Annotated in this window: 2 protein-coding genes; both read right to left on the reverse strand. The window is 70.0% G+C overall.

Annotation, left to right across the window (positions count from 1 at the left end):
• The coding region (locus CCE02nite_RS20280; RefSeq protein WP_170227399.1) for an IS3 family transposase at positions 1–805 on the reverse strand (805 nt) is incomplete at its 3' end.
• A 20-nt stretch (positions 806–825) separates the two neighbouring features.
• Positions 826–1,185, reverse strand: a 360-nt coding sequence (locus tag CCE02nite_RS20285; RefSeq protein ID WP_141391383.1) for a transposase, incomplete at its 5' end; no start/stop codon positions are given.

Here is a 1,185-nt window from a genome sequence, read left to right on the forward strand (position 1 = left end):
CCATCTCGACGTCGGTCAGGTTCTTCAGCGGTCCGGTCGCAAAGGGGCCGGGTCTGATGCACTCGTTCTTGAACAGCCCGATGATCGACTCCATCAGGCAGTTGTCGTAGGCGTCCCCGACGGTGCCGATCGACGCGGCGATTCCCTGCAGTGCCAGGTGCTCGGTGTAGCGCACGGACACGTATTGAGACCCGGCGTCCGAGTGCGCCGTCAGCTGCCCCGCGACGATCGGGTGCTGCTGCTGGTCACGGGCCCAGCAGGCCATGCGCAGCGGGACCAGGACGAGGTCGGTCGGGCGCGTGCTCATCGCGTGCCACCCGACGATGCGCTGGGCGAACACGTCGACGACGAACGCGACGTAGGCGAACCCGGCCCAGGTCCGGACGTAGGTGAAGTCGGCCACCCAGACCCGATTCGGCGCCGGCGCGCGGAAGTCGCGGTTGAGCAGGTCCCCGGCCCGCACCCCGTCCTTGGCCCGGATCGTGGTGCGGTGCGCCCGGCCGCGTCGCAGCCCGTTCCAGCCGTGCTCACGCATCAACCGGTCCACCGTGCAGTGCGCCACCACCAGACCCTGGCGGCGCAGCATCGCGGTCGTCTTGCGCCGCCCGTAGAGCGACTCCGGCGTCGCCCGCCCCTGGGCGTCCACGCGCAGCGAACGGATCGCGTCGACGACGGCCGCGTCGGACACCGTCCGGGCTGCCGGTGGCGCCACCGCCCAGGACCGGTAGGTTCTCGCGGCGACCTGCACTCCCTGCTCACGCAGGACGGTGCAGACCGACTCGACCGCGAAGCCCTGGCGTCTCATCCGATCGATGAACCCCATGATCAGCGGCCGCGGGAGTCGAGCTCTCCCGCGAAGAAAATCGAGGCCGCACGCAGAATCGCGTTCGCCTCGGCCAGTCGCTTGTTCTCCGCCCGCAGCCGGCGGATCTCCTCCGACTCCGCCGACGTCACACCCGGTCGGGCACCGTCGTCGATGTCGGCCTGCGCCACCCAGCGGCGCAACGACTCCCGCGCGATCCCGAGCTGGGCGCCGACCGCGACCGACGCCGCCGTCACCGACCCGTAGTCGCCCATGTGCTCACGCACCATCCGCACCGCCCGAGCCTTGACCTCGGGGTCATACTTCTTCGGCATCTCGCCATCCTTCATCACAAGGAAGCGGCAGAGAACCCGTGACGGTTC

Origin of the sequence: Cellulosimicrobium cellulans (genome assembly GCF_006539945.1) — a bacterium.
Lineage (GTDB): Bacteria > Actinomycetota > Actinomycetes > Actinomycetales > Cellulomonadaceae > Cellulosimicrobium > Cellulosimicrobium cellulans.